The 25,764-nt window shown below is 60.1% G+C and carries 25 protein-coding genes; 17 read left to right on the forward strand and 8 right to left on the reverse strand.

The window, feature by feature from the left end; translation table 11 throughout:
• Window positions 1-9: 9 nt before the first annotated feature.
• Complete coding sequence (locus AAIS01_RS01030) at window positions 10-972, reverse strand: flagellar protein MotY (RefSeq protein WP_343467431.1); 963 nt, start codon at window positions 970-972, stop codon at window positions 10-12.
• Window positions 973-1,164: 192 nt separating this feature from the next.
• On the opposite strand from AAIS01_RS01030, the gene pyrC reads away from it, so the two are divergent.
• Together pyrC and rnt are read left to right on the forward strand one after the other, a co-directional pair.
• On the forward strand, window positions 1,165-2,211 hold the full coding sequence (gene pyrC / locus AAIS01_RS01035; protein WP_343467432.1) for a dihydroorotase: 1,047 nt from the start codon (window positions 1,165-1,167) through the stop codon (window positions 2,209-2,211).
• Window positions 2,208-2,885: a ribonuclease T gene (gene rnt / locus AAIS01_RS01040; RefSeq protein WP_047227017.1), complete on the forward strand. Its 678-nt coding sequence runs from the start codon at window positions 2,208-2,210 to the stop codon at window positions 2,883-2,885. The genes pyrC and rnt overlap by 4 nt, the downstream gene beginning before the upstream one ends.
• Before the next feature lie 201 nt (window positions 2,886-3,086).
• On the opposite strand, the gene AAIS01_RS01045 is transcribed toward rnt, so the two are convergent.
• On the reverse strand, window positions 3,087-3,689 hold the full coding sequence (locus tag AAIS01_RS01045) for a peroxiredoxin (RefSeq protein WP_092393176.1): 603 nt from the start codon (window positions 3,687-3,689) through the stop codon (window positions 3,087-3,089).
• 306 nt (window positions 3,690-3,995) lie between these two features.
• On the opposite strand from AAIS01_RS01045, the gene AAIS01_RS01050 reads away from it, so the two are divergent.
• Both AAIS01_RS01050 and bfr read left to right on the forward strand, forming a co-directional pair.
• Window positions 3,996-4,214 (forward strand): bacterioferritin-associated ferredoxin, encoded by a 219-nt coding sequence (locus AAIS01_RS01050; RefSeq protein WP_003178704.1) that lies wholly within the window; start codon window positions 3,996-3,998, stop codon window positions 4,212-4,214.
• A 199-nt stretch (window positions 4,215-4,413) separates the two neighbouring features.
• Window positions 4,414-4,887 (forward strand): bacterioferritin, encoded by a 474-nt coding sequence (gene bfr / locus AAIS01_RS01055; RefSeq protein WP_256231302.1) that lies wholly within the window; start codon window positions 4,414-4,416, stop codon window positions 4,885-4,887.
• 226 nt (window positions 4,888-5,113) lie between these two features.
• Here bfr and grxD read toward each other — a convergent pair whose 3' ends face one another.
• From grxD to AAIS01_RS01070, 3 genes are all read right to left on the reverse strand, one after another.
• Complete coding sequence (gene grxD / locus AAIS01_RS01060; protein ID WP_186657642.1) at window positions 5,114-5,455, reverse strand: Grx4 family monothiol glutaredoxin; 342 nt, start codon at window positions 5,453-5,455, stop codon at window positions 5,114-5,116.
• A gap of 99 nt (window positions 5,456-5,554) precedes the next feature.
• Window positions 5,555-7,663, reverse strand: a complete 2,109-nt coding sequence (locus AAIS01_RS01065; protein WP_343467433.1) for a molybdopterin oxidoreductase family protein — start codon at window positions 7,661-7,663, stop codon at window positions 5,555-5,557.
• A 131-nt stretch (window positions 7,664-7,794) separates the two neighbouring features.
• Window positions 7,795-8,082 (reverse strand): hypothetical protein, encoded by a 288-nt coding sequence (locus AAIS01_RS01070; protein WP_214915208.1) that lies wholly within the window; start codon window positions 8,080-8,082, stop codon window positions 7,795-7,797.
• Window positions 8,083-8,482: 400 nt separating this feature from the next.
• Here AAIS01_RS01070 and argF point away from each other — a divergent pair, with 400 nt between their 5' ends.
• Window positions 8,483-9,403: an ornithine carbamoyltransferase gene (gene argF / locus AAIS01_RS01075; RefSeq protein ID WP_343467434.1), complete on the forward strand. Its 921-nt coding sequence runs from the start codon at window positions 8,483-8,485 to the stop codon at window positions 9,401-9,403.
• On the forward strand, window positions 9,400-10,509 hold the full coding sequence (locus AAIS01_RS01080; protein WP_343467435.1) for an ABC transporter ATP-binding protein: 1,110 nt from the start codon (window positions 9,400-9,402) through the stop codon (window positions 10,507-10,509). The genes argF and AAIS01_RS01080 overlap by 4 nt, the downstream gene beginning before the upstream one ends.
• A gap of 134 nt (window positions 10,510-10,643) precedes the next feature.
• Here AAIS01_RS01080 and AAIS01_RS01085 read toward each other — a convergent pair whose 3' ends face one another.
• On the reverse strand, window positions 10,644-11,426 hold the full coding sequence (locus AAIS01_RS01085; protein WP_343467436.1) for a PhzF family phenazine biosynthesis protein: 783 nt from the start codon (window positions 11,424-11,426) through the stop codon (window positions 10,644-10,646).
• 175 nt (window positions 11,427-11,601) lie between these two features.
• On the reverse strand, window positions 11,602-12,072 hold the full coding sequence (gene ybaK / locus AAIS01_RS01090; protein ID WP_047227027.1) for a Cys-tRNA(Pro) deacylase: 471 nt from the start codon (window positions 12,070-12,072) through the stop codon (window positions 11,602-11,604).
• Window positions 12,073-12,393: 321 nt separating this feature from the next.
• On the opposite strand from ybaK, the gene AAIS01_RS01095 reads away from it, so the two are divergent.
• The 11 genes from AAIS01_RS01095 to AAIS01_RS01145 all read left to right on the forward strand — a co-directional run bounded on the left by AAIS01_RS01095 (window position 12,394) and on the right by AAIS01_RS01145 (window position 24,932).
• The gene (locus AAIS01_RS01095) at window positions 12,394-13,245 is read left to right on the forward strand and encodes an MIP/aquaporin family protein (RefSeq protein ID WP_343467437.1); all 852 of its coding nucleotides are present in this window, start codon (window positions 12,394-12,396) and stop codon (window positions 13,243-13,245) included.
• 76 nt (window positions 13,246-13,321) lie between these two features.
• Window positions 13,322-14,827 (forward strand): glycerol kinase GlpK, encoded by a 1,506-nt coding sequence (gene glpK / locus AAIS01_RS01100; protein ID WP_343467438.1) that lies wholly within the window; start codon window positions 13,322-13,324, stop codon window positions 14,825-14,827.
• Between the two features lie 95 nt (window positions 14,828-14,922).
• Window positions 14,923-15,678, forward strand: a complete 756-nt coding sequence (locus AAIS01_RS01105; protein WP_343467439.1) for a DeoR/GlpR family transcriptional regulator — start codon at window positions 14,923-14,925, stop codon at window positions 15,676-15,678.
• 270 nt (window positions 15,679-15,948) lie between these two features.
• Window positions 15,949-17,487: a glycerol-3-phosphate dehydrogenase gene (glpD, locus tag AAIS01_RS01110; protein WP_343467440.1), complete on the forward strand. Its 1,539-nt coding sequence runs from the start codon at window positions 15,949-15,951 to the stop codon at window positions 17,485-17,487.
• 444 nt (window positions 17,488-17,931) lie between these two features.
• Window positions 17,932-18,846 carry a glutamate/aspartate ABC transporter substrate-binding protein gene (locus tag AAIS01_RS01115; RefSeq protein ID WP_256231313.1) on the forward strand — a complete coding sequence of 305 codons (915 nt, stop codon included), beginning with the start codon at window positions 17,932-17,934 and terminating at the stop codon, window positions 18,844-18,846.
• Window positions 18,847-19,039: 193 nt separating this feature from the next.
• Window positions 19,040-19,786, forward strand: a complete 747-nt coding sequence (locus AAIS01_RS01120; protein WP_343467441.1) for an amino acid ABC transporter permease — start codon at window positions 19,040-19,042, stop codon at window positions 19,784-19,786.
• Complete coding sequence (locus AAIS01_RS01125; protein WP_186658909.1) at window positions 19,786-20,457, forward strand: amino acid ABC transporter permease; 672 nt, start codon at window positions 19,786-19,788, stop codon at window positions 20,455-20,457. Before AAIS01_RS01120 ends, AAIS01_RS01125 begins: the two co-directional genes overlap by 1 nt.
• Window positions 20,454-21,188 carry an amino acid ABC transporter ATP-binding protein gene (locus AAIS01_RS01130; RefSeq protein WP_256231315.1) on the forward strand — a complete coding sequence of 245 codons (735 nt, stop codon included), beginning with the start codon at window positions 20,454-20,456 and terminating at the stop codon, window positions 21,186-21,188. Before AAIS01_RS01125 ends, AAIS01_RS01130 begins: the two co-directional genes overlap by 4 nt.
• Before the next feature lie 161 nt (window positions 21,189-21,349).
• A complete protein-coding gene (gene aauS / locus AAIS01_RS01135) occupies window positions 21,350-23,251 on the forward strand; it encodes a two-component sensor histidine kinase AauS (RefSeq protein ID WP_343467442.1) in 1,902 nt (633 codons plus the stop codon).
• Complete coding sequence (gene aauR / locus AAIS01_RS01140) at window positions 23,248-24,576, forward strand: two-component response regulator AauR (RefSeq protein ID WP_343467443.1); 1,329 nt, start codon at window positions 23,248-23,250, stop codon at window positions 24,574-24,576. Before aauS ends, aauR begins: the two co-directional genes overlap by 4 nt.
• A gap of 26 nt (window positions 24,577-24,602) precedes the next feature.
• Complete coding sequence (locus AAIS01_RS01145) at window positions 24,603-24,932, forward strand: GlpM family protein (protein ID WP_343467614.1); 330 nt, start codon at window positions 24,603-24,605, stop codon at window positions 24,930-24,932.
• A gap of 167 nt (window positions 24,933-25,099) precedes the next feature.
• On the opposite strand, the gene AAIS01_RS01150 is transcribed toward AAIS01_RS01145, so the two are convergent.
• Window positions 25,100-25,714, reverse strand: coding sequence for an NAD(P)-dependent oxidoreductase (locus tag AAIS01_RS01150; RefSeq protein ID WP_343467444.1), 615 nt, complete (start codon window positions 25,712-25,714; stop codon window positions 25,100-25,102).
• Window positions 25,715-25,764: the final 50 nt, after the last annotated feature.

Raw genomic sequence — 25,764 nt, forward strand, 5'->3', positions numbered from 1 at the left:
CCTTACAGGTCAGGATGTCCGCGCGGTCGTGGCTGCAGTGGGCTTGGCCGGTGTCGCGGTCGGCGCTGGAGTCTTGGCAGGAGGCGCGGCGGGTGCAGCCTGCGGTGCCGGCGCTTCAGGCACCGCCACCCGCTCCAGGCGCACAGCCACACGACGGTTCTTGGCCCGGTTGGCGGCATTGGTGTTGGGCACCAAGGGATAACGTTCGCCGTGGAACCGCACAGTGATCTGCGACTCCTGAAAACCGTTGGCCTTGAAAAAGTCCTGGACCGCCAAGGCCCGGCGACGCGACAGCTCACGGTTGGTCAATCGATTGCCACTATTGTCGGAGTGACCATCGAGTTCGACATGATTGACGGTCGGGTCGGCTTTGATGAAGTCGATCATCACCTGCAACTGAGCCTTGGCCCGGGCATCGAGTTCGACGCCTTCGCCGGGGAAGCCGATCTGGGATTGCCGCACTTGCTCGAAATTCTTCGGCAACAGTTTTGCCACGCAGCCTTGGTAATCACTGAAGGCCTTGTTGAAGCGCACGGGTAGCAGCCGGACTTCCGAAACCCGCCCATCCCCAGTATTACGCCGTACCACCGGGCTACGACCTTCCATCAGCCCGCTGATCAAGCGGCCCGCCTGGACCTGAGAGCTGTTGAACAGCACATCGCCGCTGCCGAGCCTGACCGAGCCCAGGTTGATGTCACCCCGTCCCGGCTGCCAAGGCGCGGCGGCCGCCAGCAAGATGGCCGAACCGCCACCGAGCATCGGGTTATGGGATTTGAGCCGGAAGATCGCCTGCTCGCCGGCCCGGCGCACAAATTCACCACTGCCGAAATCGGTGACCGGCTGACTCAGCCGGCACTCGAACTTGTCGCCTTCGACCGTCCACTCAATGCTCTCCAGACGGGTCTGGAAAGTGAGCGCCATCGCGGGAAGGCTGGCAAACACACTGAGCAAGGCTAGATAACGCTGGCGCACGGGAGGCTCCACTGGCTTTTATACGAAGATCGACACACGTTGAGAGTATGACGCCTGTCCGGGGGCACCCCACTGATTCGTGGCACACCTGTACGAGCTATCGGTAACTTGCGCCAGAACTTGATAGCGAGTGCCTGAATCGGTCTTTTCCGGTAGCATTCCCCAGAGTTTGACCCGCCTGGAAGCCCCCCAATGTCCGACCGCCTGACCCTGCTGCGTCCCGACGACTGGCATATTCATCTTCGCGATGGTGCTGTGTTGACCCATACCGTCGCCGATGTCGCGCGCACCTTCGGGCGCGCCATCATCATGCCGAACCTGGTTCCGCCCGTGCGCAACGCCGTCGAGGCCGACGGCTATCGCCAGCGAATCCTGGCCGCGCGCCCGACCGGCAGCCGTTTCGAACCGCTGATGGTGCTTTACCTCACCGACCGTACGCAGCCCGAAGAAATACGCGATGCCAAGGCCAGCGGCTTTGTCCATGCCGCCAAGCTGTACCCCGCTGGCGCCACCACCAACTCGGACTCCGGCGTCACCAGCATCGATAAGATTTTCCCGGCGCTGGAGGCCATGGCCGAAGTCGGCATGCCGTTGCTGATCCACGGTGAAGTCACGCGTGGCGATGTCGACGTGTTCGACCGCGAAAAAATCTTCATCGATGAGCACATGCGTCGCGTCGTGGAGCGTTTCCCGACGCTCAAGGTGGTGTTCGAACACATCACCACCGGCGATGCCGTGCAGTTCGTCAACGAGGCCCCGGCCAACGTGGGCGCGACCATTACCGCGCATCACCTGCTGTACAACCGCAACCACATGCTGGTGGGCGGGATCCGGCCGCACTTCTATTGCCTGCCGATCCTCAAGCGCAACACCCATCAAGAAGCCTTGCTCGACGCCGCCACCAGCGGCAGCGCCAAGTTTTTCCTCGGCACGGACTCAGCACCCCATGCCCGGCACGCCAAGGAAGCGGCCTGCGGTTGCGCCGGTTGCTACACCGCCTATGCCGCCATCGAGATGTATGCCGAAGCGTTCGAACAACGCAATGCACTGGACAAACTCGAAGGCTTCGCCAGCCTCCACGGTCCGCGCTTCTATGGTCTGCCGGTAAACACCGATCGTATTACCCTGGTTCGCGACGAGTGGACCGCCCCCGCCAGCCTGCCTTTTGGCGAGCTGACTGTTATCCCGCTGCGCGCCGGTGAAAAACTGCGCTGGCGCCTGCTGGAGGAAACTGTGTGAGTGAAGATCATTTCGACGACGAGCTGGACGGCAACGGCGGTTCGGGCGCAGCCCGTCACCCCATGGCAGCCCGTTTCCGGGGCTACCTGCCGGTCGTGGTCGACGTAGAAACCGGCGGTTTCAACTCCGCCACCGATGCGCTGCTGGAAATCGCCGCGACCACCATTGGCATGGACGAAAAAGGTTTTGTGTTCCCTGATCACACCTATTTCTTCCGTGTCGAACCGTTCGAAGGCGCCAACATCGAGGCGGCAGCCCTGGAATTCACCGGGATCAAGCTCGATCACCCATTGCGCATGGCGGTGAGTGAAGAGACGGCCCTGACCGACATTTTCCGAGGCGTGCGCAAAGCATTGAAGGCCAACGGCTGCAAACGGGCGATCCTGGTCGGCCACAACAGCAGCTTCGACCTGGGCTTTCTCAATGCCGCCGTTGCGCGCCTGGACATGAAGCGCAACCCGTTCCATCCGTTCTCCAGCTTCGACACCGCGACCCTTGCCGGCCTGGCATACGGCCAGACCGTGTTGGCCAAGGCCTGCCAGGCGGCCGACATCGACTTTGATGGACGTGAAGCCCACTCGGCCCGCTACGACACCGAGAAGACCGCCGAGCTGTTCTGCGGCATCGTCAATCGCTGGAAAGAAATGGGTGGTTGGCAGGATTTCGACGACTGATGTGCTGAGTAAGCATCAGGACTGTGGGAGCAAGGCTTGCCCGCGATGAACACGACACGGTATCCCAGAGATACCGAGGCGTCTGTATCGCGAGCAAGCTTTGCTCCCACAGCTGTTTCTGGTGTTTTCAACAATTGGGATAAATCCTTCCCCATAAAAAAACCGGCCCATCGAGGGCCGGTTTTTTTGTGCCTGTTGCGCTTACAGCTTGTCGCTGTGCTCGCCCAGGTAGGCGGCAACGCCTTCAGGGGATGCGGTCATGCCCTTGTCGCCTTTCTTCCAGTTGGCCGGGCAAACTTCGCCGTGCTCTTCGTGGAACTGCAGCGCGTCGACCAGACGGATCAGCTCTTCCATGTTACGGCCCAGCGGCAGGTCGTTGATGATCTGCGAACGGACAACGCCCTTGTCGTCGATCAGGAACGCGCCGCGGAAGGCCACGCCGCCTTCGGACTCAACGTCATAGGCCTTGGCGATTTCGTGCTTCATGTCGGCAGCCATGGTGTATTTCACCTGGCCGATGCCACCACCGTTGATAGGGGTGTTGCGCCAGGCGTTGTGGGTGAAGTGCGAGTCGATCGAAACGGCAACCACTTCAACGTTACGGGCCTTGAAGTCGTCCATACGGTGATCCAGCGCGATCAGCTCGGATGGGCAGACGAAGGTGAAGTCCAGCGGATAGAAGAACACCAGGCCGTATTTGCCTTTGATGGCCGAGGACAGGGTGAAGCTGTCGACGATTTCGCCGTTGCCGAGAACGGCTGGGACGGTGAAGTCAGGGGCTTGTTTGCCTACGAGTACGCTCATTGGATATCTCCTGGTGTAATAACGTGAAAACAAGGTCCGGGCCAGCCTGCCACCCTCAAGCGACAGCCCTGTGACACGAACCCACTGCGTAAGGACCGACCATCATACACTGCGAATTTGGCCTGTCTTCAACGGTTTTACGGCGAGTCCAAAAAATCCTTTCCCTTTCCCTGCTCCCTCATTTGCCTTGGATAAAAAACCGTTCGTCAGCTCTGGCGCAAGGGTTTCAGAAACCACTTTGACAATCATTCTCGTTAACATTAAGATCCGTCTCAATTGAGTCACAACCAGCGACGGTTCTTACTTATGTATGTTTGCCTCTGCACTGGCGTCACCGACGGACAAATCCGCGAAGCGATCTACGAAGGCTGCTGCAGCTACCGCGAAGTCCGCCAGGCCACCGGCGTAGCCAGCCAATGCGGCAAATGTGCGTGCCTGGCCAAGGAAGTGGTTCGCGAAACCCTCGCCAAGGTGCAAACGGCCCAGGCCTCGATTCCCTATCCGGTAGAATTTACTGCCGCTTAAATCCAGCTTCTTGAAGAACCGGGCTCAATGCCCGGTTTTTTTATGCCTTTAAATCAAATGCTTAGCCTCTAGACGCGGAACACAAACATTCTTATTCCGATTAATTTTCATTTATTATTCAATAACTTAGGTTTGACACTCGTCGGTGCGCGGCTCAAACTCAGCCTTATACACAGCTATTACAGGGCAGGCCCTCACCATGAAAGGCGACGTTACAGTCATCCAGCATCTCAACAAGATCCTCGCCAATGAGCTGGTGGCGATCAACCAATACTTCCTGCATGCGCGCATGTATGAGGATTGGGGCCTGAACAAGCTGGGCAAGCACGAGTACCACGAATCCATCGACGAGATGAAGCACGCGGACAAGCTGATCAAGCGCATCCTGTTTCTCGAAGGGCTGCCCAATGTCCAGGACCTGGGCAAGCTGCACATCGGCGAACACACACAGGAAATGCTCGAGTGCGACCTGACCATCGAGCGCGCCGGCCACGCCGACCTGAAAGTCGCCATTGCCCATTGCGAAGCCGTGGGTGACTTTGGCAGCCGTGAACTGCTTGAGGACATTCTCGAATCCGAAGAAGAACACATCGATTGGCTGGAGACCCAACTGGGCCTGATCGATAAAGTGGGTCTTGAGAACTATCTGCAATCGCAGATGGGCGAAGAGTAACCTTCCCCAAAAGCGAGCCAGTAAAAAGCCCCGCCCTCTTTCCAGAGGCGGGGCTTTTTATTGCCTGGATTCCCAGGCCACCGAAAATCCACTGTGGGAGCGGGCTTGCTCGCGAATGCGGTGGGTCAGGTAAAGAAGTGCTATCTGACCCACCGCATTCGCGAGCAAGCCCGCTCCCACATGTCCGTGTTCAACTCATCATGTGGTGAACACAGATCATCATGGATCAGGCTTCAGTCTTGTTCGCCGCCGCTTTCTCGGCAGCAGCCTTGATCGTGGCCTGCAAAGAGCCGTCGGCCGCCATCTCGGTCATGATATCGCTACCACCGATCAGCTCACCGCCAACCCACAGTTGCGGGAACGTTGGCCAGTTGGCGTACTTGGGCAGGTTGGCGCGGATTTCCGGGTTCTGCAGGATGTCCACGTAGGCAAACTTCTCACCACACGCCATCACCGCCTGAGCAGCCTTGGCCGAGAAGCCGCACTGTGGCGCATTCGGCGAGCCTTTCATGTAAAGCAGGATGGTGTTGTTGGCAATCTGGTCTTTAATCGTTTCGATGATATCCACGGAGCACCTCGGCTTAAACTTTGCGACTTCAGTTGTCGACACGGTGGCGCATTGTAACGGAAAGCCGAGCACGCTGCTCGGTCTCCCCGAGAGACAAATTCACGCAGCCACCACCTTCACCGGAACCCCATTGAGCGCTGCATTGCCAGACAACTCATCCAGCTGACAGTCATCGGTCAGGTCATTGGCGCTCGAACCGGGCTGGGCGCTGGCAATGGTCATCTGCACGCCCGGCCGGGCATGGCCCCAACCGTGGGGCAGGCTGACCACGCCTTTCATCATGTCCAGGCTACCCTGCACCTCGACTTCAAGCATACCCACCCGCGAACTGACTCTCACCCGCTGCCCGTCGCTCAACCCGCGACTGCTCAGATCCTCCGGGTGCATCAGCAATTGATGACGCGGCTTGCCCTTCACCAAGCGGTGGAAATTGTGCATCCAGGAATTATTGCTGCGCACATGACGACGGCCAATCATTAGCAACTCATCCGCTTGGGGTGCCTGCAACTGGGCAAAGCGCGTGAGGTCGGCAAGAATGACCGCCGGTGCAGCCTGCACTCGCTGGTTTTCGGTTTTCAACCGTGGGGCCAGATTGGGCTTGAGGGCGCCCAGGTCGAGGCCATGGGGATGATCGAACAGGGTCGCCAGTGACAACTTATGCGGTGAGGCATCGCCATAGGCGCCGGCACGAAGGCCGAAATCGATCATTTGCGCCGGCGGCATGGTCGGCTTGAGTTCCTTGCCGGTTCGGGCAGCGAAAGCCTTGGCCAGACCGACGAAAATCTCCCAGTCGTGCAGTGCCCCTTCGGGCTTGGGCAGGATCGCCCGGTTGAAACGGGTCACATTGCGCACCGCGAACAGGTTGAACGTGGTGTCGTAATGGTCGTTTTCCAGGGCCGAAGTGGAGGGCAGGATCAGGTCGGCGTAGCGCGTGGTTTCGTTGATGTACAGATCGACGCTGACCATGAACTCCAACCCGTCGAGCGCCTGCTCCAGTTGCCGTCCGTTGGGGGTGGACAGCACCGGGTTGCCCGCCACGGTGACCAGCGCACGAATCTGGCCTTCGCCCTCGGTGAGCATTTCCTCGGCCAGAGCCGAAACCGGCAACTCGCCCGCGTATTCGGGACGCCCGGAGACTCGGCTTTGCCAGCGATTGAAATGCCCTCCCGAGGTGCTGGCAACCAGATCCACCGCCGGCTCGGTACACAGGGCCCCGCCGACCCGATCAAGATTGCCGGTCACCAGGTTGATCACCTGAATCAGCCAGTGGCACAGCGTGCCGAACGCCTGGGTCGAAACGCCCATCCGGCCATAACAGACCGCTGAAGGCGCGGCGGCGAAGTCCCGGGCCAACTGCCGGATCTGCGTAGCCGGCACGGCACAGAGCGGGCTCATCGCTTCGGCGGTAAAAGTCGCAACGGCCTGGCGCACCTCTTCCAGGCCATCCACCGGCAGGTGGCTGTCACGGGTCAAGCCTTCGCTGAAGAGGGTATTGAGCACACCAAACAGCAACGCGGCATCGCCACCCGGGCGCACGAAAACATGCTGGTCGGCCATCGCCGCCGTTTCGCTGCGACGCGGATCGACCACCACCACTTTACCGCCACGCGCCTGGATCGCCTTGAGGCGCTTTTCCACGTCCGGCACGGTCATGATGCTGCCATTGGAGGCCAGCGGGTTGCCGCCCAGGATCAACATGAAGTCGGTGTGATCGATGTCCGGTATCGGCAACAACAGGCCGTGACCGTACATCAGGTGGCTGGTCAGGTGGTGAGGCAGTTGGTCCACCGAAGTCGCCGAGAACCGGCTGCGGGTCTTGAGCAAGCCCAAAAAATAGTTGCTGTGGGTCATCAGCCCATAGTTATGCACGCTGGGGTTGCCCTGATAGACCGCCACCGCGTTCTGACCGTGGCGCTCCTGAATCCCCGCCAGCCGCTCGGCCACCAGCGCGAAGGCATCGTCCCAGGCAATCGGCTGCCACTCGCTACCGACCCGCTGCATGGGCTGGCGCAGGCGATCCGGGTCGTTCTGGATATCTTGCAGGGCTACCGCCTTGGGGCAGATGTGGCCGCGACTGAAGCTGTCCAGGGGATCGCCCTTGATCGAGGTGATCGTCAGGCCCTGGCCTTCGGTCTCGGTGGTTTCGAGGGTCAAGCCACAAATGGCTTCGCACAGATGGCACGCACGGTGGTGGAGAGTCTTGGTCATGGCCAGCCTCTGTTTTATTCGTAACGGGCCCTTTCGGCCACGGAAACAAAACTATGGCGCGTGATCCACCCCCGCGCCAGCGACGTTCGTCCTGTGAATTGCCGGGCATCAGGCCCGCCGATGCAGGGACCTCAAGGCTGTTCGGGAGGTGGCGCCAACAACTGGATTTCCTCGATGGTTTCCACCTGTTCGTGAGCGATGGGCACGCCCGTCAACTCTCCGATCAACCGCCAATGCTCGTCGAGCCCGCTGCTGATGGTGGCCATGCGATCGATCATGCGTCGACCTGCGGCCTTGGTCACTTCGTCGTCGCTGCGCAGCAACTCGAATGACATGGACGTCACCGAGGCGGTCAGGTGAGTCAGGGAGCGCGCGGTCAGCCCCAGTAGTTCCATCAGTTGTTGCTCTTTCGAATCCATTTCGGGGCTCCTGCATTTAAGGTTCATTTATAACCCAGGCCCTGGAATTAGGAAATATTCCCGCCCCGGGGCAGGCCCGGCCAGATCCCTCGACAACCCACCACAAACCACCCCGGCGCCGTGGCGTGTCGGCCCGGTCTGATTGCCAAGCTGCGCAAGGGCGGTGTACAAATGGGTCGCTGCTGTCTGGAAACCGGCTTCATACATGTCTTCACCCGCTTGCTATGACCTCGCTGAAATCCCCTAAAACTGTAGCCCTATTGGTAAGACGCGACATTTCCTTATAAGATCGCGCCTTCCCCTATTTCGTCGCCCCGTGCGGCTTTTGCCCGCAGGTCTCGCCCGTTTTCATGAAACAAGGCTTTGAGCATCTGCGATTTGTGACAAAAGGTAGTCAATCATGAACGCAAGGCACTTTCTCTCCCTGATGGATTTCACGCCCGATGAGTTGCTCGGCGTGATCCGTCGAGGCGTGGAGCTCAAGGACCTGCGTAATCGCGGCGTACTGTTCGAGCCCCTGAAAAACCGTGTGCTGGGGATGATCTTCGAGAAATCATCGACCCGCACGCGTATTTCTTTCGAAGCCGGCATGATCCAGCTCGGCGGCCAGGCAATCTTCCTGTCGCCCCGTGACACCCAACTGGGCCGTGGCGAGCCGATCGGCGACTGCGCCATTGTCATGTCGAGCATGCTCGATGCGGTGATGATCCGTACCTTCGCCCACAGCACACTGACCGAGTTTGCGGCGCACTCGCGCGTACCGGTAATCAATGGCCTGTCCGATGACCTGCACCCCTGCCAGTTGCTGGCCGACATGCAGACGTTCCTCGAACACCGCGGCGCCATTCAGGGCAAGACCGTGGCCTGGGTCGGCGATGGCAACAACATGTGCAACAGCTATATAGAAGCCGCGATCCAGTTCGACTTCCAGTTGCGCATCGCGTGCCCGGAAGGCTACGACCCCAGTGCCGAACTGGTGGCCAAGGCCGGGAGCCGAGTGACCATCGTCCGCGATCCGAAACAGGCCGTGGCCGGCGCGCATCTGGTGAGCACTGATGTCTGGACCTCCATGGGCCAGGAAGAAGAAACCGCCAAGCGTCTGAAACTGTTCGCACCGCTTCAGGTGAACCGCGCGCTGCTCGATCTGGCGGACGCCGACGTGCTGTTCATGCATTGCCTGCCGGCCCATCGCGGCGAGGAGATCAGCGTCGATCTGCTGGACGACCCACGCTCCGTGGCATGGGACCAGGCAGAAAATCGCCTTCACGCCCAAAAGGCCCTGCTCGAGTTTCTTGTCGAGCCGGCGTACCACCACGCATGAGCCATACGTTATTACTGAACCTGCAGAACCTGACTTGCGGCTATCAAAACCAGCGCGTCGTGCAGAACCTCAACCTGCACCTCAACGCCGGGGACATCGGTTGCCTGCTCGGCTCGTCCGGGTGTGGCAAGACCACGACGCTGCGAGCCATCGCCGGTTTCGAGCCGGTGCAGGAAGGTGAGATCCAGCTGGCGGGGAAAACCATCTCCCGCGCCGGCTTCACCCTCGCCCCGGAAAAACGCCGGATCGGCATGGTATTTCAGGACTATGCGCTGTTCCCCCACCTGAGCGTGGCCGAGAACATGGCGTTTGGCATTCGCAAGCATCCGAACAAAGACCGCGTGGTCGAGGAACTGCTGGAACTGGTCAACTTGAAGAGTCTGGGCAAGCGCTTGCCCCATGAACTGTCCGGGGGCCAGCAACAACGTGTGGCCCTGGCTCGCGCCCTGGCGCCAGAACCGCAGTTGCTGTTGCTCGACGAGCCCTTCTCCAACCTCGATGGAGAACTCAGGCGCAAGCTCAGCCATGAAGTGCGGGACATTCTCAAGGCCCGCGGCACCAGCGCGATTCTGGTCACCCACGATCAGGAAGAAGCCTTCGCGGTGAGCGACCATGTCGGGGTATTCAAGGAGGGTCGGCTGGAACAGTGGGATACGCCCTACAATCTGTACCATGAACCGCTGACGCCCTTTGTCGCCAGCTTCATTGGCCAGGGTTATTTCATTCGCGGCCGGCTAGACAGCCCGGAATCGGTGCAAACCGAGCTGGGTATCCTGCGCGGCAACCGCGCCTACACCTGGCCCATCGGTGGTGCGGTGGATGTGCTGCTGCGCCCGGACGATATCGTCTACGCACCGGACAGTCCGCTCACAGGCAGGATTGTCGGCAAGACGTTCCTGGGGGCGTCAACCCTGTACCGCCTGCAATTGCCCACCGGAGCCCAGCTGGAATCGATTTTCCCGAGCCATGCCGACCATCTGGTGGGGGACGATGTCGGCATTCGCGTAGCGGCTGAACACCTGGTGCTGTTCCAGGCGTCAGGGAGCACGGCAGCCCAAATCCCTCCCGTGGAAAGCGGCGTGCGACGCTACAGTACTGCCAGCTAGAGAAGCAATTGTGGGAGCGAGCCTGCTCGCGATGACGTAGGCATATTCAGCATCGATGCAAGCTGAACCACCGCTATCGCGAGCAGGCTCGCTCCCACAGTTTGACCTCAGAGACTTGAGATGAGGCTACCTGCTCACCCCAACATCAACATCCCACTGGCCACCAACCTCGCATTTCCCCCAATCTTCACTCGATCGCCTTCCAGTCGGCAGAACAGTTCGCCGCCCCTGGCCGAGCACTGATAAGCCGTCAGCCCCAACTTGCCCAGGCGCCTGGACCAATACGGGATGAGGCTGCAATGGGTCGAGCCAGTGACTGGATCTTCGTTGATGCCAATCGCCGGGGCGAAATAGCGCGAGACAAAATCATGCCGGCTGCCCGGCGCCGTCACGATTGCGCCCGGCCACGGCAGCTTCGCCAGGGCCGCCATGTCCGGCTTGCAATCGAGCACCGCTTGTTCCGACTCCAGCACGACGAACAGTTCGTTGGCGCTCAACACATCCACCGCCTCAACACCCAGGGCCGCCTGGACGACCAGGGATGCCCCCAACTCGCTGGGGACCATGGCGGGAAAATCCAGCCATAGCCGATTACCTTCGCGAGTGACGCTCAACGCACCGGATCGACAGATGAAGTCCAGTCGCTCGACGGTTTCGTGATAGACCTCGAACAGCACATGGGCGCTGGCCAAGGTGGCATGCCCGCACAACGGTACCTCGGTGGTGGGCGTGAACCAGCGGATATGCCAATGCTGGCCTTCACGCACCAGAAAAGCCGTTTCAGCCAGGTTATGTTCGGCGGCGATCCTTTGCATCAAGTCATCGGCCAGCCAGGCGTCGAGCCGATAGACCATCGCCGGATTGCCGCCAAACGGCCGGTCACTGAACGCATCGACTTGATGAAACGCAAGCTGCATGGCACTTCTCCTCGTTATCGATGCGTGAGCATGAGGTAACGGATTCTGCTTTTCCAGTGACAGATTCGACGAACTTTCACCCTACAGCCCAGGATGACCTATCCGACAATAACGCATGCCCAATCGTGGTGAGAGAGCTTGCTCCCGCTGGATCGCGTAGCGGCCACCCCCAGACTCAAGCACGCCCGATATCCGCAAACGCCGCCCCGGTATGCTCGGCCAGTACCGCGGGCGCCAGCTCTACCTCCAGCCCGCGCCTTCCGGCACTGACAAAGATGCTGGCAAACGGCTGGGCAGAACTGTCGATAAAAGTGCGAAGACGTTTTTTCTGCCCCAACGGACTGATACCACCGAGCAGATAACCGGTCGAACGCTGGGCGGCCGCGGGGTCGGCCATCTCGACTTTCTTTACGCCGGCAGCATGGGCCAGGGCTTTCAAATCCAGGCTGCCAACCACGGGCACCACCGCCACCAACAACTCGTTTTTTTCGCTGGCCGCCAACAACGTCTTGAAGACCTGCGCCGGATCCAGTCCAAGCTTTTCTGCCGCTTCCAAACCATAGGAGGCTGCCTTGGGATCGTGTTCATAACTGTGAATGCGATGTTCGGCGCGCACCTTTTTCAGCAAATCCAATGCAGGGGTCATGACCGCTCCTGAGGCGAATCGACGTAGAGAGTGCCCGAATTCTAAGGCATCGCTGACCAAAAGGCGCTGGGCCGCAGTGGCTTACCCGGCAAAACCATGGTGGCGAAACAGTCATTCACGCCACGAATAGTTTAAATATGACCGACGGTTCACTTTCGACCTTTGACACCAGCGTTTCTTGTCTATATTTTTTCGAAACTGAAAACACAAACGCAGGTCTCAACCAACACCCCGAGTTCAGGATGAGGATCCTGCCTCGGCGCTGAACGCGCGATCGGGCTTTACCGGACGCGCCAGACAACAACAAAAACCGAGGTTTGAATGACAATTGCTTTACAACCGCCACCCCTTTCCAGCCAATGCCTGGCCGAATTCCTGGGCACGGCCCTGCTGATCTTCTTCGGCACCGGCTGCGTTGCAGCGCTCAAGGTCGCGGGTGCGAGTTTCGGCCTGTGGGAAATCAGTCTCATCTGGGGGGTCGGTGTCAGCATGGCGATCTACCTCAGCGCCGGCGTTTCCGGCGCACACCTGAACCCCGCCGTCAGCATCGCCCTGTGTATTTTCACCGACTTTGAAAAGCGTAAATTACCCTTCTATATTATTTGCCAGGTGGCTGGCGCCTTTTGTGGCGCGCTACTGGTCTACACGCTATACAGCAATCTATTCTTCGATTTCGAACAGTCCCGGCACATGATTCGGGGTACCGAAGCCAGCCTTGAACTGGCCTCGGTGTTTTCCACTTACCCACACCCGGCACTGTCCACCGGCCAGGCCTTTCTGGTGGAGGTGATCATCACCGCCATTCTGATGGGCGTGATCATGTCCCTGACCGATGACAACAATGGCCTGCCTCGCGGCCCGCTGGCGCCGCTGTTGATCGGCCTGCTGATCGCGGTGATCGGCAGCTCGATGGGCCCATTGACAGGCTTTGCGATGAACCCGGCACGGGACTTCGGCCCTAAACTGATGACTTTCTTCACCGGTTGGGGTGAAATTTCCCTCACAGGTGGACGCGACATCCCGTACTTCCTGGTTCCGATTTTTGCACCGATCGTCGGTGCATGCCTGGGCGCTGCCGCCTATCGCGGGTTGATTGCCCGCCATCTGCCCAGCGCCACGGCTGTTACAAAGGATGCAGAACCGGCCATTGACGGCAAGCCCAGAACTTCCTGAAACAATCGGCGCACACTTCTGCCCACTCAAGCGTGCGCCAAGCCTCACCCCTTATTCACGTCCCAAGGCAATCGACATGACCGATATCCAGAACAAGAACTACATCATTGCCCTCGACCAGGGTACGACCAGCTCGCGGGCGATCATCTTCGACCGTGATGCCAATGTGGTCTGCACCGCCCAACGCGAATTCGCCCAGCACTACCCCCAGCCCGGCTGGGTCGAACACGACCCGATGGAAATCTTCGCGACCCAGAGCGCGGTCATGGTGGAAGCCCTGGCCCAGGCCGGCCTGCATCATGACCAGGTGGCCGCGATCGGCATCACCAATCAACGGGAAACCACCGTGGTCTGGGACAAGACCACCGGCCGGCCGATCTATAACGCCATTGTCTGGCAGTGCCGACGCAGCACCGAGATCTGCCAGCAACTCAAGCGTGACGGCCACGAACCGTACATCAGCGAAACCACCGGCCTGGTCACCGACCCGTATTTCTCCGGCACCAAGCTCAAGTGGATCCTGGACAACGTCGAAGGCAGCCGCGAACGCGCGCGAAACGGTGAACTGTTGTTCGGCACCGTGGACAGCTGGCTGATCTGGAAATTTACCGGCGGCAAGGTCCACGTCACCGACTACACCAACGCCTCGCGCACCATGCTCTTCAATATTCACTCGCTGGAATGGGACGCGAAGATGCTCGAGATCCTCGACATCCCTCGCGAAATGTTGCCGCAAGTGAAGTCATCCTCGGAAATTTATGGCCACACCAAGAGCGGTATCGCCATCGGTGGCATCGCCGGCGACCAGCAGGCCGCCCTCTTCGGCCAGATGTGCGTCGAGCCGGGCCAGGCGAAAAACACCTATGGCACCGGCTGCTTCCTGCTGATGAACACCGGCGACAAAGCCGTCAAATCCAATCATGGCATGCTCACCACCATCGCCTGCGGCCCCCGCGGCGAAGTGGCCTACGCCCTGGAAGGCGCGGTATTCAACGGCGGCTCCACCGTGCAGTGGCTGCGCGATGAGTTGAAAATCATCAATGATGCCTTCGACACCGAATACTTCGCCAACAAGGTCAAGGACAGCAATGGCGTGTACCTGGTGCCCGCCTTCACCGGCCTGGGCGCCCCCTACTGGGACCCCTATGCCCGTGGCGCGCTGTTCGGCCTGACCCGCGGCGTGCGGGTCGACCACATCATTCGTGCCGCCCTGGAGTCGATTGCCTACCAGACCCGCGATGTACTCGATGCCATGCAACAGGACTCGGGCGAACGTCTCAAGGCCCTGCGCGTGGACGGCGGCGCGGTCGCGAACAACTTTCTGATGCAGTTTCAGGCGGACATCCTGGGCACCTGTGTCGAACGCCCGAAAATGCGGGAAACCACGGCGTTGGGCGCCGCGTATCTGGCCGGCCTGGCGTGTGGTTTCTGGGGCAGCCTGGATGAACTGCGCGGCAAGGCGGTGATCGAGCGCGAATTCGAACCGCAACTGGACGAGCCGGCCAAGGAAAAACTCTACGCTGGCTGGCAGAAAGCGGTCAGCCGCACCCGCGACTGGGAACCTCACGAAGACGCTGAATAAGCCGAAGCTGAGTACGACAAGGGTGTGAAACTGGTCGGGAGGGGATTCCTGCGGCATCATGGGCAAATTTTGTATGGCAGCCCAAAGGAAGCCCCATGAATCTGCCTCCCCGTCAGCAGCAAATCCTCGAGCTGGTCCGCGAACGCGGCTACGTCAGCATCGAGGAAATGGCGCAGCTCTTCGTCGTCACCCCGCAAACCATCCGTCGCGACATCAATCAATTGGCGGAGTTGAACCTGCTGCGTCGCTACCACGGCGGCGCGGCCTATGATTCGAGCGTTGAAAACACAGCCTACGCCATGCGCGCCGATCAGATGCGCGACGAGAAACAACGCATCGCCGAAGCCATTGCCGCCCAGATCCCTGATCACGCCTCGCTGTTCATCAACATCGGCACCACCACCGAATCCATCGCCCGGGCGCTGCTCAATCACAACCATCTAAAGGTCATCACCAACAACTTGCATGTGGCCTCGATCCTCAGCGCCAAGGACGACTTCGAAGTTCTGATCGCCGGTGGAAATGTGCGACGCGACGGAGGCGTGGTGGGGCAGGCCAGCGTCGACTTCATCAACCAATTCAAGGTCGACTTCGCCTTGGTGGGCATCAGCGGGATCGACGAGGACGGCAGCCTGCTGGATTTCGATTACCAGGAAGTGCGCGTCTCCCAGGCGATCATCGCCAACGCCCGGCAAGTGCTGCTCGCCGCGGACTCCAGCAAATTCGGGCGCAATGCCATGGTCAGACTGGGGCCCATCAGCCTGATCGACTGCCTGGTGACCGATCAGCAACCCGTGCCGGCCCTGGCGCACTTGCTGACCCAGCACAAGATTCGGTTGGAAGTGGTGTAGGCAGCAGCTTCAAGCTTCAAGCTTCAAGCTTCAAGCTTCAAGCTTCAAGCTTCAAGAGATCGCAGCCTTCGGCAGCTCCTACGCCTATTCCTGTAGGAGCTGCCGAAGGCTGCGATCTTTTTTGTGTTCGAAAATTTTCCTTTCAGTTTCCTTTGATCAGTATTTTCAATCGAAGACGACTGGCTGTTGCTGAGTTTATGGGCTAGTATTTTCGCAAATGAACATTAATGTTCGAATTCAAATATTGCGAAAAGAACCCGAGGCCAGCCGATGCCCACTTCTACCTTGCCTACGCCCCCTCTCGCTGAGGTTTACGACGTCGCCGTCATTGGCGGTGGGATCAACGGCGTGGGGATTGCCGCAGACGCAGCAGGTCGCGGCCTTTCGGTGTTCCTTTGCGAAAAGGACGACCTGGCCAGCCACACCTCTTCGGCCAGCAGCAAGCTGATCCATGGCGGCCTGCGTTACCTCGAACACTACGAATTCCGCCTGGTACGCGAAGCACTGGCCGAGCGCGAAGTGCTGTTGACCAAGGCGCCGCACATCGTCAAGCAGATGCGCTTCGTCTTGCCCCACCGCCCGCACTTGCGCCCCGCCTGGATGATTCGCGCCGGCCTGTTCCTCTACGATCATCTGGGCAAGCGCGAGCAACTTGCCGGTTCCAAAAGCCTGAAATTCGGCGCCGACAGCGCGCTGAAAAGCGAGATCACCAAAGGCTTTGAATACTCCGACTGCTGGGTCGACGATGCGCGACTGGTGGTGCTCAACGCCATGGCGGCCCGGGAAAAAGGCGCCCATGTCCACACGCGCACCCGCTGCGTTAATGCCCGCCGCAGCAAAGGCCTGTGGCATTTGCATCTGGAACGCGCCGACGGCAGCCTGTTTTCGATCCGCGCCAAGGCGCTGGTCAACGCGGCCGGCCCGTGGGTCGCCAAATTCATTCGCGACGACCTGAAGCTGGAGTCGCCCTACGGCATCCGCCTGATCCAAGGCAGCCATCTGATCGTGCCGAAACTCTACGAAGGCGAGCATGCGCACATTCTTCAGAACGAAGACCAGCGCATCGTATTCACCATTCCGTATCTGAACCGGTTCACCTTGATCGGCACGACCGACCGCGAATACACCGGCGACCCGGCCAACGTGGCGATCACCGAGGGCGAAACCGATTATTTGCTCAAAGTGGTCAACGCTCACTTCAAGAAGCAGATCAGCCGCGACGATATCCTGCATAGCTATTCCGGCGTTCGTCCGTTGTGCAACGACGAATCCGACAACCCGTCAGCCGTCACCCGGGACTACACCCTGGCGCTTTCGGGCAGCAGCGAAGAAGCGCCGCTGCTGTCGGTGTTCGGCGGCAAGCTGACCACGTATCGCAAACTGGCCGAATCGGCCATGACGCAGTTGGCCCCGTACTTCACTCAGATGCGCCCGAGCTGGACCGCCGTCGCCACCCTCCCCGGCGGCGAAAACATGACCACCCCACAAGCGCTGTGCTCGGCGATCCGCGACAAATTCGACTGGGTACCGACCGACCTCGCCCGCCGCTGGGCCACCACCTATGGCAGCCGCACCTGGCGCATGCTTGAAGGCGTGCACAACCTCGGTGACATGGGCGAACACATCGGTGCGGGCCTCTACACCCGGGAAGTCGACTACCTGTGCAGCGATGAATGGGCCATCGATACCCAAGACATCCTGTGGCGCCGCAGCAAACTGGGCTTGTTCACTACTGCGGCGGAACAGGAAAAGCTGCAGCAGTACCTCAACGAGGTCGAACACAATCGCCGCAAGATCGAAGCGGCCTAACCGATCGACGGCTAAACCCGAAGCCCCTGAATCCAGCGATTCAGGGGCTTTTTGCTATCTGGACTCCGCCACAGACCCTGTGGGAGCGGGCTTGCTCGCGAAGGCGGCGGCACATTCAACATCGTCGACTCAGGTAGACCGCTTTCGCGAGCAAGCCCGCTCCCACAGGGGATTGGTGCAGGCTCAAGCCATTCGGTTTTCCGAACACGACCGGCCAGTCAATTCGGCCAACCGGATAAACAGCCTGTGGGAAAAATCAAAAAAACCATTAATTACGTTTAAAAACAAACAGTTAATCTGAGCCAACTGGCCTGGCACGACTCATGCTCTACACTCCTTCGAGACGAATGCCTGCATGCCAACACACAGGAGCTGTCAGGTACTTCGAAGCACTCAGGGCCGACGAACCGGCTGAATAAGAAAAACAATGTCGAGGAAATATCGATGCGCATCGTTCCCCATCTCCTGGGCGCAGCCATTGCTGCCGCTCTGATCAGCACCCCGGTTTTCGCTGCCGAACTGACCGGCACGCTGAAAAAGATCAAAGAGTCCGGCGTCATCACGCTCGGGCATCGCGACGCTTCCATTCCGTTTTCCTACATCGCGGACGCGTCCGGCAAACCGGTCGGCTACTCCCACGACATTCAATTGAAAGTCGTCGAAGCCCTGAAAAAAGAACTGGACGTGCCGAACCTGCAGGTCAAGTACAACCTGGTGACCTCGCAAACCCGTATCCCGCTGGTGCAAAACGGCACCGTGGACCTGGAATGCGGTTCCACCACCAACAACGTCGAGCGTCAACAGCAGGTTGATTTCTCCGTGGGCATCTTCGAGATCGGCACCAAGCTGCTGGCCAAGAAAGATTCCAAGTACAAGGACTTCGACGACCTCAAGGGCAAGAACGTCGTGACCACCGCCGGCACCACGTCCGAGCGCATCCTCAAGTCCATGAACGCCGACAAGCAAATGGGCATGAACGTGATCTCGGCCAAGGACCACGGCGAATCGTTCAACATGCTCGAAGGCGGCCGCGCCGTTGCCTTCATGATGGACGACGCCTTGCTGGCTGGTGAAATGGCCAAGGCCAAGAAACCCGCCGACTGGGCCGTGACCGGTACTCCGCAGTCCTTCGAAATCTACGGCTGCATGATGCGCAAGGGTGACGAGCCGTTCAAAAAGGCGGTCGATGACGCCATCAAGGCCACCTACGCTTCTGGCGAAATCAACAAGATCTACGAAAAGTGGTTCATGCAGCCAATCCCGCCAAAAGGCCTGAACCTGAACTTCCCGATGAGCGAAGAGCTCAAGAAACTGATCGCCGAACCGACCGACAAAGCGGCCGACGAAAAGAAATCCTGATTCCTGACTAACCTTGTCCCCTGAAGGTGCTTTTGCACCTTCAGGGGATGGTCACTCCCTGCTGGCATATCTGGAAACACTCGAACCGGTGGCTGTCGAGCCGATCGTGTGTGCCTGCCCCTCAAGGGTCAGGTGGGAATGGAGCTTCCCCAGGCGGGTATTTGCATATCGATCGATCTGAGGGGAGACCCTAATGAATTACAACTGGGACTGGGGCGTGTTCTTCAAGTCCACCGGCATCGGCAGCGAGATTTATCTCGACTGGTACGTGGCCGGCCTGGGCTGGACCATCGCCATCGCCGTCGCGGCCTGGATCATCGCCCTACTGCTGGGGTCGGTTCTGGGCGTGATGCGCACCGTGCCGAACCGGCTGGTGTCGGGTATCGCCACTGGCTACGTGGAATTGTTCCGCAACGTGCCGCTGCTGGTTCAGCTGTTTATCTGGTACTTCCTGGTGCCCGACCTGCTGCCAGCAGACCTGCAGGAATGGTACAAACAGGACCTGAACCCCACGACCTCGGCCTATTTGAGCGTTGTGGTGTGCCTGGGCCTGTTCACCGCTGCCCGGGTCTGCGAACAGGTTCGCACCGGTATCCAGGCGCTGCCGCGCGGCCAGGAAGCCGCCGCCCGGGCCATGGGTTTCAAGCTGCCGCAAATCTACTGGAACGTGCTGCTGCCCCAGGCCTACCGGATCATCATTCCGCCGCTGACCTCGGAATTCCTGAACGTCTTCAAGAACTCCTCCGTGGCCTCGCTGATCGGCCTGATGGAACTGCTCGCACAGACCAAACAGACTGCCGAGTTCTCCGCCAACCTGTTCGAAGCCTTCACCCTGGCGACGCTGATCTACTTCACCCTGAACATGAGCCTGATGCTGCTCATGCGCATGGTCGAGAAGAAGGTCGCGGTGCCCGGCCTGATTTCCGTGGGGGGTAAATAATGGAACTCGACTTCACTGGCATCATCCCGGCCATTCCCGGTTTGTGGAACGGCATGGTGATGACGCTCAAGCTGATGGCCCTGGGCGTCGTCGGCGGGATCATCCTGGGGACGATCCTGGCGCTGATGCGCCTGTCCCATAACAAACTGATCTCCAGCATTGCTGGCGCCTACGTCAACTACTTCCGTTCGATCCCGCTGCTGCTGGTCATCACCTGGTTCTACCTGGCGGTGCCGTTCGTACTGCGCTGGATCACCGGCGAAGACACACCGATCGGTGCGTTTGGCTCCTGCGTCGTGGCGTTCATGATGTTCGAAGCGGCGTACTTCTGCGAAATCGTACGGGCCGGCGTGCAGTCGATCCCCAAGGGTCAGATGGGCGCTGCCCAGGCGCTGGGCATGAATTATGGCCAGACCATGCGCCTGATCATCCTGCCCCAGGCGTTTCGCAAGATGACCCCGCTGCTGTTGCAACAAAGCATCATCCTGTTTCAGGACACCTCGCTGGTCTACACGGTCGGTCTGGTGGATTTCCTCAATGCTTCGCGGGCCAATGGCGACATCATCGGCCGCTCCCATGAGTTCCTGATCGTCGCAGGTCTCGTGTACTTCACAATCAGCTTTGCCGCCTCGCTGCTGGTCAAGCGTCTGCAAAAAAGGTTCGCCGTATGATCTCTATCAAGAACATCAACAAGTGGTATGGGGACTTCCAGGTACTGACCAATTGCAGCACCGAGGTCAGCAAGGGGGAGGTTGTGGTGGTGTGCGGCCCTTCGGGTTCGGGCAAGTCCACGCTGATCAAGTGCGTGAACGCCCTGGAGCCGTTCCAGGAAGGTGACGTCGTGGTCGACGGCACGTCCATCGCCGACCCGAAGACCAACCTGCCAAAACTGCGCTCGCGCGTCGGCATGGTGTTCCAGCACTTCGAGCTGTTTCCACACCTGACCATCACCGAAAACCTGACCATCGCGCAGATCAAGGTGCTGGGGCGCAGCAAGGAAGAAGCCACCCAGAAAGGGCTGCAACTGCTTGAGCGGGTCGGTCTGTCGGCCCATGCCCACAAGCACCCGGGCCAGCTCTCCGGCGGCCAGCAGCAGCGTGTGGCGATTGCCCGTGCCCTGGCGATGGACCCGATCGTGATGCTGTTCGACGAACCGACCTCGGCCCTTGACCCGGAAATGGTCAACGAAGTGCTCGACGTGATGGTGCAACTGGCCCACGAAGGCATGACCATGATGTGCGTGACCCACGAAATGGGCTTCGCCCGCAAAGTGGCGAACCGGGTGATCTTCATGGACCAGGGCCAGATCATCGAAGACTGCGAGAAGGAAGAGTTCTTCGGCGACATCAGCGCTCGCTCCGAACGTGCGCAGCATTTCCTTGAGAAAATCCTGCAGCACTAAAAACACCGCTCCAATCCTGTGGGAGCGAGCTTGCTCGCGATAGCAGACTGTCAGTCAACATTATTGTCGGCCGGTAAGCAGTCATCGCGAGCAAGCTCGCTCCCACAAGGATCCAGTGTTGGTTTGTAGATTTGTGTTGTGGTTGACCCAAGGCTTCTGTGATGAAATGCGACCCCACTCTCTATCGCGCCGCGCCGCCATCACTTGCCGTGAAACCCCGTCTGATTCGCCATCTGTTCCTGCCGCCGCTGATCATTGCCCTGATGATCGGCCTGGGTTACCTCGGTTTCTGGATCAGTGAGCACTACGGCATTCGTGGTTTGGGCGAGAACGGCGAGCGCCAGTTGGAACTGCACGCCCGTGCGGTCGAGAGCGAGATCAGCAAGTACACCTACCTGCCCAGCCTGCTGGAGCTTGAATCCAGCGTTTCGCAACTGCTCGACGACCCCACGCCCGAGCATCGCAAGACCGTCAACGAATACCTCGAAGGCCTGAACCGGCGCAGCCGCAGTCGGGCCATTTACGTGATGGACACCACAGGTCGGGTCATGGCGACCAGCAACTGGCGCGACGTCGACAGTTACCTGGGCGAAGACCTGTCCTTTCGCGCCTATTTCCAGAACGCCGTACGCGGCCAGCCCGGGCGCTTCTATGGCATCGGCAGCACCAGCGGCGAGCCTGGCTATTACCTGGCCCATGGCCTGGAACAGCAGGGCAAGATCATCGGCGTGGCGGTGGTCAAAGTGCGCCTGGAAGCCATGGAAGAGCGCTGGCAGCGCGCGCGCCTGGAAGCCTTCGTCAGCGACGAAAATGGCATCATCATTTTGTCCAGCGATCCGGCGCGACGGCTCAAGTCCGTGCGACCTTTGAGCGACGAAACCAAGGAGCGCCTGGCTCGCAGCCTGCAGTATTACTGGTTCCCGTTGAATGAGCTGATTCCCCTGGCTCGCGAACGACTGGCCGAAGGCATGGAGAAACTGACCTTCCCGGCCAACGCCGAACTGGTGTCCGACGAACGGGCCATCAGCTACCTGTCACAGACCCGCCCCTTGAGCGACACGCCCTGGAATTTCACCCTGCTGACGCCCCTTGAAGACCTGCGTCGCCAGGCGATCAACCAGGGCATCCTGGTGGCCGTGGCCTTCGCCCTGGTGGCGTTCCTGCTGATCGCCTGGAACGAGCGGCGCAAGGTCATCGCCACTCGCCTCGCTGCCCGGGAAGCCTTGCAGGAAGCCAACAATCAGCTCGAACGTCGGATTACCGAACGCACCACCGACCTGCGGGCCAGCAATGAACGGCTCAAGGGCCAGATCCGCGAACGGCGGCAGGCCGAAGAGACGTTGCGCCGGGCCCAGGACGAACTGGTGCAGGCCGGTAAGCTCGCCGCCATCGGCCAGATGTCCACCAGCATCGCCCATGAACTCAACCAGCCGCTGGCCGCGTTGCGCACCTTGTCCGGCAACACCGTGCGCTTCCTGGAGCGGGGTCAACTGGATATCGCCAGCGCCAACCTCAAGACCATCAACGACCTGATCGACCGCATGGGCCGGATCACCGCCAGCCTGCGTTCCTTTGCCCGACGCGGTGACGATCAGGGCCGGGCCAGCCTTGGCAAGGCAGTCGAAGCCGCGCTGCAACTGCTGGGTGGACGCCTCGAAAGCCTGAAGATCCAGGTGCATGCCGGTTACGACGACGTGCAGGTACAGATCGACCAGACGCGTCTTGAACAAATCCTGGTGAACCTGATCGGCAACGCCCTGGACGCTATGCAGAGCCAACCCGAGCCGCGGCTGGGGCTTGAAGGCACTGCCTCGGATGGCAAATATCGCCTGCGGGTACGGGATAACGGCCATGGCATCGACCCCGAGGCGCGCAAGCATTTGTTCGAACCGTTCTTTACCACCAAACCCGGCGAACAGGGCCTTGGCTTGGGCCTGACCCTCTCGGCAAGCCTGGCCGCCGCCGCGGGTGGCCATCTGGGCGTCGAGCACCCCACCGAAGGTGGAACCACTTTTATCCTCAGTTTACCGTTGGTAAGCCCTCAACCTGCCGAGCAGCCATGAATAACGACCTGAGCGTACTGATCGTCGAAGACGACCCGCATGTCCTGCTGGGTTGCCAGCAGGCCCTGACCCTGGAAGACATTCCCTGCATCGGTGTAGGCAGCGCCGAAGAGGCTCTGGAGCGGGTCGGCGATGACTTTGCCGGCATCGTCATCAGCGACATTCGCCTGCCGGGTATCGATGGCCTGGAGCTGCTGACCCGCCTCAAGGCCCGGGACCGCAGCCTGCCGGTGGTGCTGATCACTGGCCACGGCGATATCTCCATGGCCGTGGGGGCCATGCAAAAAGGCGCCTATGACTTCATGGAGAAACCCTTCTCCCCTGAACGCCTGGTGGACGTCGCCCGCCGTGCCCTGGAGCAACGCAGCCTGGCCCGGGAGGTTTCATCGCTGCGCCGGCAACTGGCCGAACGCGACTCCCTGGAAGGCCGGATCATCGGCCGCTCACCGGCCATGCAGCACCTTCGCGAGCTGATCGCCAACGTGGCCGACACCTCGGCCAACGTACTGATCGAAGGTGAAACCGGCACTGGCAAGGAACTGGTCGCTCGCTGCCTGCACGACTTCAGTCGACGCCACAGCAAACAATTCGTCGCGCTCAACTGCGGCGGCCTGCCGGAAAACCTCTTCGAAAGCGAGATTTTCGGCCATGAAGCCAATGCCTTTACCGGTGCCGGCAAACGCCGGATCGGCAAGATCGAGCACGCCGATGGCGGCACCCTGTTTCTCGATGAAGTGGAAAGCATGCCCCTGCCCTTGCAGATCAAGTTGCTGCGGGTGTTGCAGGAACGCACCCTCGAGCGCCTGGGATCAAACCAGAGCGTGGCGGTGGATTGCCGGGTCATCGCCGCCACCAAGTCCGATCTGGACGAACTGGGCCGGGCCGGGCAGTTTCGCAGCGACTTGTATTACCGCCTCAACGTGGTAACCCTGGAACTGCCGCCACTGCGCGAGCGCCGCGAAGACATTCTGCAACTGTTCGAACATTTTCTTCAGCAGTCGTCCCTGCGCTTCGACCGCACCGTGCCGGAGCTGGATAACCAGACGCTGTCCAACCTGATGAGCCACGACTGGCCGGGCAACGTGCGGGAACTGCGCAACGTTGCCGAACGCTATGCACTGGGCCTGCCGGCCTTCAAGAAGTCGGGGGCCAGCGGCGCCAGCCAGGGCCTGGCCTTCGCCGAAGCAGTAGAAGCCTTCGAACGCAACCTGCTGGTGGACGCCCTGCAACGCAGCGGTGGCAACCTGACCCAGGCCAGCCAGGAGCTGGGCATGGCCAAAACCACGCTGTTCGACAAAGTCAAAAAATATGGCCTGAGCCATTAACCTGGGGCAGTAGACCTGTGGACCTGATTTTCAAAGCAGCGCTCGGTGCCTCCGTGGTGGTCATCCTGGCGATGCTCGCCAAGACCAAGAACTATTACATCGCCGGGCTGGTGCCACTGTTTCCCACCTTCGCCCTGATCGCCCACTACATTGTTGGCAAGGGCCGTTCGGTGGACGATCTGAAAACCACCATCGTGTTCGGCATGTGGTCGATCATCCCCTACTTCGTGTACCTGGCCACACTGTATGTGATGGTCGACCGGATGCGCCTTGAGGCTTCGCTGGCCGTGGCAGCGGTGGCGTGGCTGATGGCGGCGACGGTGCTGGTCAGCGTGTGGATGAGACTCCACAGCTGACCCCCGTAGGAGCTGCCGAAGGCTCGGGCCGCGTTCGGACGATCTTTTGATCTTGACCTTGATCGTTCGCTCGCGACTCAATTGCCAGGGGCAAGATCGCAGCCTCGTTGCACTCGGCAGCTCCTACAGTTCGCGCAGGTCAGAAAGTTCGTGCAGGTTGTGCAAGATCAATAACCGACGGTAAAGCGCTGCCGCGAAAACTGCGGGGCCTCCACTTCATCGATCATTGCAATGGCGTAATCGGCAAAGCTGATCCAACTGCGCCCGGTGGCATCGAACAGCAGGTGATCCTTGCCGATACGGAACTGCCCGGTGCGCTCGGTCTCGACGAACTCCGCCGAAGGCGAGAGGAAGGTCCAGTCCAGGTCCTGCTCCTTGAGCAGCACGTCCAGGAACAATGCGCCGGCGCTGGCTTCGGCGAGGTATTCCTCAGGGAAGCCTTCGCTGTCGATCACACGGCTATTGTCCGGCAGCAGCAACGAACCGGCCCCGCCCACCACCAGCAAGCGCTTGACGCCGGCCGCCTTGACGGGGGCGATCACTTTGTCGGCCGGCACGGTGGCGAAATGGGCGGCGCAGATCACCGCGTCATGACCGGCTACCGCTGCGGTCAACGCCTCGCTGTCCAATACATCCAACTGCTGGCTGACCACACCGGCCCGCTCGCCGATTTTTGCGGTGTTACGGGCAATGGCCGTCACGCTGTGACCGCGACGCAAGGCTTCTTCCAACAACTGGCTGCCGGCCCGACCGGTGGCGCCGATGATTGCGATTTTGCTCATGATGTTCTCCGTTGGTTAGCGATGTTTGAAAGACAGGCTGATGGGGCGCT

It is taken from the genome of Pseudomonas halotolerans (genome assembly GCF_039581215.1).
Taxonomy (GTDB): Bacteria; Pseudomonadota; Gammaproteobacteria; order Pseudomonadales; family Pseudomonadaceae; genus Aquipseudomonas; species Aquipseudomonas tehranensis.

Bases quoted from the DNA above. Each gene is read 5' to 3' on its own strand.
- pyrC (WP_343467432.1), top strand. From the start codon at position 1,165: ATGTCCGACCGCCTGACCCTGCTGCGTCCCGACGACTGGCATATTCAT.
- AAIS01_RS01045 (WP_092393176.1), bottom strand. From the start codon at position 3,689: ATGAGCGTACTCGTAGGCAAACAAGCCCCTGACTTCACCGTCCCAGCC.
- AAIS01_RS01050 (WP_003178704.1), top strand. From the start codon at position 3,996: ATGTATGTTTGCCTCTGCACTGGCGTCACCGACGGACAAATCCGCGAA.
- bfr (WP_256231302.1), top strand. From the start codon at position 4,414: ATGAAAGGCGACGTTACAGTCATCCAGCATCTCAACAAGATCCTCGCC.
- AAIS01_RS01065 (WP_343467433.1), bottom strand. From the start codon at position 7,663: ATGACCAAGACTCTCCACCACCGTGCGTGCCATCTGTGCGAAGCCATT.
- AAIS01_RS01070 (WP_214915208.1), bottom strand. From the start codon at position 8,082: ATGGATTCGAAAGAGCAACAACTGATGGAACTACTGGGGCTGACCGCG.
- argF (WP_343467434.1), top strand. From the start codon at position 8,483: ATGAACGCAAGGCACTTTCTCTCCCTGATGGATTTCACGCCCGATGAG.
- AAIS01_RS01080 (WP_343467435.1), top strand. From the start codon at position 9,400: ATGAGCCATACGTTATTACTGAACCTGCAGAACCTGACTTGCGGCTAT.
- AAIS01_RS01085 (WP_343467436.1), bottom strand. From the start codon at position 11,426: ATGCAGCTTGCGTTTCATCAAGTCGATGCGTTCAGTGACCGGCCGTTT.
- ybaK (WP_047227027.1), bottom strand. From the start codon at position 12,072: ATGACCCCTGCATTGGATTTGCTGAAAAAGGTGCGCGCCGAACATCGC.
- AAIS01_RS01095 (WP_343467437.1), top strand. From the start codon at position 12,394: ATGACAATTGCTTTACAACCGCCACCCCTTTCCAGCCAATGCCTGGCC.
- glpK (WP_343467438.1), top strand. From the start codon at position 13,322: ATGACCGATATCCAGAACAAGAACTACATCATTGCCCTCGACCAGGGT.
- AAIS01_RS01105 (WP_343467439.1), top strand. From the start codon at position 14,923: ATGAATCTGCCTCCCCGTCAGCAGCAAATCCTCGAGCTGGTCCGCGAA.
- glpD (WP_343467440.1), top strand. From the start codon at position 15,949: ATGCCCACTTCTACCTTGCCTACGCCCCCTCTCGCTGAGGTTTACGAC.
- AAIS01_RS01115 (WP_256231313.1), top strand. From the start codon at position 17,932: ATGCGCATCGTTCCCCATCTCCTGGGCGCAGCCATTGCTGCCGCTCTG.
- AAIS01_RS01120 (WP_343467441.1), top strand. From the start codon at position 19,040: ATGAATTACAACTGGGACTGGGGCGTGTTCTTCAAGTCCACCGGCATC.
- AAIS01_RS01125 (WP_186658909.1), top strand. From the start codon at position 19,786: ATGGAACTCGACTTCACTGGCATCATCCCGGCCATTCCCGGTTTGTGG.
- AAIS01_RS01130 (WP_256231315.1), top strand. From the start codon at position 20,454: ATGATCTCTATCAAGAACATCAACAAGTGGTATGGGGACTTCCAGGTA.
- aauS (WP_343467442.1), top strand. From the start codon at position 21,350: ATGAAATGCGACCCCACTCTCTATCGCGCCGCGCCGCCATCACTTGCC.
- aauR (WP_343467443.1), top strand. From the start codon at position 23,248: ATGAATAACGACCTGAGCGTACTGATCGTCGAAGACGACCCGCATGTC.
- AAIS01_RS01150 (WP_343467444.1), bottom strand. From the start codon at position 25,714: ATGAGCAAAATCGCAATCATCGGCGCCACCGGTCGGGCCGGCAGCCAG.